Annotated in this window: 4 protein-coding genes; 3 read left to right on the plus strand and 1 reads right to left on the minus strand. The window is 68.6% G+C overall.

The window, feature by feature from the left end; all coding sequences use genetic code 11:
• Window positions 1-221 (plus strand): M48 family metallopeptidase (locus VFM98_RS06215; protein ID WP_325109034.1); only part of this gene is annotated, 221 nt, incomplete at its 5' end.
• Window positions 222-258: 37 nt separating this feature from the next.
• On the opposite strand, the gene VFM98_RS06220 is transcribed toward VFM98_RS06215, so the two are convergent.
• The gene (locus VFM98_RS06220; RefSeq protein WP_325109035.1) at window positions 259-738 is read right to left on the minus strand and encodes a hypothetical protein; all 480 of its coding nucleotides are present in this window, start codon (window positions 736-738) and stop codon (window positions 259-261) included.
• A gap of 410 nt (window positions 739-1148) precedes the next feature.
• On the opposite strand from VFM98_RS06220, the gene VFM98_RS06225 reads away from it, so the two are divergent.
• Together VFM98_RS06225 and VFM98_RS06230 are read left to right on the plus strand one after the other, a co-directional pair.
• Window positions 1149-2714, plus strand: a complete 1566-nt coding sequence (locus VFM98_RS06225; RefSeq protein WP_325109036.1) for a PAS domain S-box protein — start codon at window positions 1149-1151, stop codon at window positions 2712-2714.
• Window positions 2715-2903: 189 nt separating this feature from the next.
• Window positions 2904-4560 (plus strand): sulfide/dihydroorotate dehydrogenase-like FAD/NAD-binding protein (locus VFM98_RS06230; protein WP_325109037.1); only part of this gene is annotated, 1657 nt, incomplete at its 3' end.

Here is a 4560-nt window from a genome sequence, read left to right on the forward strand (position 1 = left end):
CCTGCACGGTGGACGCCCGGGGCGTCTGGCTCAATCTGGAACTTGCCAAGAAGCCGCTGCGCAGCATCGAGTACGTGCTCGTGCACGAGCTGGCGCACCTACGCGTTCGGTCGCACAACGAGGAGTTCACGAACCTGCTGGACGTCCACCTCCCCGACTGGCGCGAGCGCAGGCAGGAGCTTCAACATTCGACGCTCGGGGCGGAAAGATGGTCGCTCTGAGGGCATGCCTCTGTTACGCGGCGATGACCGCACGCGTTCAGCCCACGCTGGCGCTCAGGCGCTCCCAGGCGTCGCGCGCCGCCGGGCGCGCCGCTTGCCAGTCGAGGCGCGACGATCCACGTGCGGCCTGCCAACCTGCGGCAAGCTCGGCTTCGGCCTCCTGCCAGTCGTGCGGCGGTGGCCGCCGCAGCCGGGCATGCGCGCCGAACCAGTAGGCCGGGGCGTAGTCGGCATAGCTCGCCCCGGCGGGAACGTACGGCCGTTCGGTGTAGTGCTCGCGCCAGAAGCCGTCGTGCTCGGACAGGTCGATCTCGGGGCCGGTCTCGACCGAGGCACCGACCAGCGCGCCCACCACACCGCCGGCCACGGCGCCCAGCAGGCTGCCGACCGGCCCGGCCGCCACGCCGCCCAGAAATCCCAGCAGCACGCCGGCGAGCGCGCCGCCCACGATGCCCAGCGGGTGGGTGCCAACCGCTTCCCAGAAGCCCGACGGGCGATCCAGCTTCAATTCGCTCATGTCGCATCTCCTTGCAGGATGGACGCAGCGGCGTTGGGGCGGAGCACGCAGTTCGCGCCGGCGCCGCGCGGCACGCCTCTCAGGATACGCGCGACGCAAGGCTTCGGCGCATCCGGTTCTGTTCAGGTTGCCGGCTGCTCGGCGGCCGACATTGACCTGACGCAAAGTCACCCTTTCCCTCACTTGCCAGAATGGTCCGTAGCTGATCACCGTGAGTTGCCGCAGCAGGCGAAGACGGCACTCGCGGTGCGCTGAGCGTTGCTCCTGCTCGGAGCTTCTTTCAGGGGGAAGAGCAGGCATTCCGCAACGGAGTGCCTCGTCGCAGCGCTCGCCTCGCGCAGGCCGTTGCGCCCTCATTCGCATTCGAGAACAACCCACATCCGCTGCAAGAGGCCCTTTTTCAAGATGCTATGGAACTGAATCCGGATCACCGTGGCATCGGGCCCATCCAGGACGTCCCGGATCGGAACGAGGATGCGCGACGCCTGGAGGAGTTCACGCAGGGCCTGTCGGATACGCTCGATACCATCACCGAAGGGTTCATCACCCTGGACGGGCAGTGGCGGTTCACCTACGTCAATCGGTCGGCGGAACGGATGACGAAACGCCGGCGCGAGGAATTGCTCGGCTGCGTCATAGGAGACGCGATTCCCGGCTTCCGGGACAGCATCTTCTGCCGCGAATACGAGCGCGTCCTCAAGGAGAACTGCCGGACGCAGTTCGAGGCCTACTCGCAGGCCGTGGGGGGATGGCTGGAGGTGCACGCCTACCCGTTTGCTTCGGGGGTCGCGGTCTACTTCCAGGACGTGACGGAAAAGAAGAATGCCCGCGAGGCGGTGCTCGCGAGCGAGCAGCGGCACCGCATGCTGTTCGAGACGGCACTCGACGCGACGCTTCTGGCCACGAAGGACGGCAGGGTGCTGGCGGCGAATCCGGCCGCTTGCAGCATGTTCGGGCTGACGGAGGCCGAGCTTTGCAGCCGTGGACGCGGGGGCATCGTCGACCTGCGCGACCCGCGCTTGCGACGCATGCTGCGCGAGCTCGACGCCACCGGCAAGTGCTTCACGCAGCTGACGCTCGTGCGCGGCGACGGTTCGCGCTTCGAGGCGGAGATGTCGGTGGCGCGGTATCGCGGAACCGATGGGAAGATGTGCTCGGTCGTCGTCGCCCGCGACATCACGGAGCGCGCGCGACAGCAGGCCGAGATCAATGCCCTGAACGACAACCTGGCCCAGCTGGTCCGGGAGCGGACCTGGGAACTCGAGCACGCCAACCGTGAACTCAAGGGCTTCGCACGCTCGCTGGCGCACGACCTGCGGCAGCCGATCGCCGCGGCCAAGGTGTTCGGCCTTGCCCTGACGCGCGCCCTGTCCGCGGGGCAGATCCGGGAGGCCCACAACTACGCGGGCCAGGTCCAGTCGGCGGTCAGGACCATGGGGGCCTACGTCGAGGCGCTGCTGTCCCTGGCGCAGATATCGCAAGCCAGCCTCGAGCTCGAGGAAGTGGACCTCGGCGCGATCGCGAACTCCTTGCTGGACCAGCTGCAGGCCCAGGCGCCCGAACGCCAGCTTCTCAGGCGAGTGCAGGCCGAGATGTATGCGGAGGGCGACGTCACCCTTCTTCGCATGCTGCTGCAGAACCTGCTCGCCAATGCCTGGAAGTTCACCGGGCGCAAGGAAGTGGCGAAGATCTCCTTCACCAGCAGGAAAACGGAGGAGGGGCAGGTGGTCTACTGCGTGCAAGACAACGGGGCCGGCTTCGACATGGCGCTGGCGGACAAGCTCTTCGGCACCTTCCAGCGCCTGCACGCGTCGTCCGAATTTCCGGGCACGGGCATCGGCCTGGCCAATGCCCAGCGCATCGTCACGCGCCATGGGGGGCTGATCTGGGCGAAGTCCGCACCGGGCGAGGGTGCGCGCTTCTACTTCACGCTCGGCCGGCCGAGCGGCCCCCAGTCGCGGCTGCTGCCGCTGTAGGCGACCCGCCTGCCATTCCATATTTCGGTATTGAAGTACCGTAATACGGAAGCGCGCCTCCGGACTCACCCTCGGTCCGTACCGCACCTTGACTCACGTCAACGAGCGCTTGGGCGCGAGCCCCTCTACTGCACTCCCGGCACTTTCCGCGCCGCCCCGGCAGGCGCGATTCCCTCCAGGAGACCCAGCATGGCCCGCATCCTCCGGCGCGAACAGTTCTCGCAACAGAGCTTCCTGTGGGAGGTGGAAGCGCCGGACGTCGCGCAAGCCGCCGAGCCGGGGCACTTCGTCATGGTGCGGCTCGACGAGGCCGGCGAGCGGATCCCGCTCACGGTGGCCGATTTCGACCGCGAACGCGGCACCATCACCATCGTCGTGCAGGCGCTCGGCAAGACGACCCGCCGCATGCGCGACGAGTTCGCGGCCGGCGACGAGTTTGCGGACTTCGCCGGCCCGCTCGGCCTGCCGCAGCACATCGCGCACGTCGGCCACGTGGTGCTGGTGGCCGGCGGCCTCGGCGTGGCGCCGGTGTTCCCCCAGTTGCGCGCCTTCAAGGAAGCCGGCAACCGCATCACCTGCATCGTCGGCTTCCGCAGCGCGGAGCTCGCGTTCTGGACCGACAAGCTCGCGCAGTTCAGCGACGAACTGATCGTGTGCACCGACGACGGCAGCCTGGGCCGCCCCGGCTATGTCGATGCGGCGCTGCGCGACGTGCTCGCGTCCGACCCGGCGCAGCTCGTGGTGGCGATCGGCCCGATGCCGATGATGCACGCCTGCGCCGAGGCCTCGCGCCCGTTCGGCGTGCGCACCATGGTCTCCCTCAACACCGTGATGGTGGACGGCACCGGGATGTGCGGATCGTGCCGCGTCACGGTCAACGGCGAGGTGAAGTTCGCCTGCGTCGACGGCCCGGATTTCGACGGCCACGCAGTGGACTTCCGCGAACTGCACGCGCGGCAGAAGCGCTTCCAGCGCCAGGAGCAGCAGGCCAACGAGGACCACGCGCACGTGTGCAACCTCGAGGACGTGCTGGTTACCCAGGGCAAGCGCACCTACAAGAAGTACTCCGCCCTCGAGCGGGTGCAGGTGAAGATGCCCGAGCGGCCGGCGCAGGAACGCTCGGCGAACTTCGAGGAGGTCAACCTCGGCTACGGCCACGCCGAGGCGCTGCGGGAAGCGGAGCGCTGCATCCAGTGCCACAAGCCCACCTGCATCGAGGGCTGCCCGGTGCGCATCGACATCCCCGCTTTCATCCGCCACCTGCTGCTGCGCGACGTGGACGCGGCGCTGGACACGATCCACGAATCGAGCCTGTTCCCTTCGGTGTGCGGCCGGGTCTGCCCGCAGGAGAGCCAGTGCGAGGCGCAGTGCGTGCTGCACAAGGCGAAGATGGAGCCGGTGGCCATCGGCCGGTTGGAGCGCTTCGTCGGCGACCACGCGAAGTCGCGCGGGCTGAAGCGTCCTGCCGCGGCGCAGCCGCTCGGGCGGGTGGCGGTGGTCGGCTCCGGCCCCGGCGGGCTGGCCGCGGCGGCCGACCTGCTCAAGGCCGGCGCGGAAGTGACCGTGTACGAGGCACTGCACGTGGTGGGCGGCGTGCTGCGTTACGGCATCCCGTCGTTCCGGCTGCCGCGCGACATCATCGAGCGCGAGGTGCAGCAGCTGCGCGAGGCCGGCGTGCGCTTCGAGACCAACAAGGTGATCGGCAAGACCTTCACCGTCGCGAAGCTGATGGAGAGCATGGGCTTCGACGCCGTGTTCGTGGCGGCCGGCGCGGGCGCGCCGTCGTTCCTGGGCAGTCCCGGCGAGTTCGCCGGGCAGGTCTATTCGGCCAACGAGTTCCTCACCC

Origin of the sequence: Ramlibacter sp. (assembly GCF_035706265.1) — a bacterium.
Classification (GTDB): Bacteria; Pseudomonadota; Gammaproteobacteria; order Burkholderiales; family Burkholderiaceae_C; genus Ramlibacter.

Excerpts from the sequence above, each read along its gene's own strand:
- VFM98_RS06225 (WP_325109036.1), top strand. The coding sequence starts at position 1,149 with ATGGAACTGAATCCGGATCACCGTGGCATCGGGCCCATCCAGGACGTC.
- VFM98_RS06220 (WP_325109035.1), bottom strand. The coding sequence starts at position 738 with ATGAGCGAATTGAAGCTGGATCGCCCGTCGGGCTTCTGGGAAGCGGTT.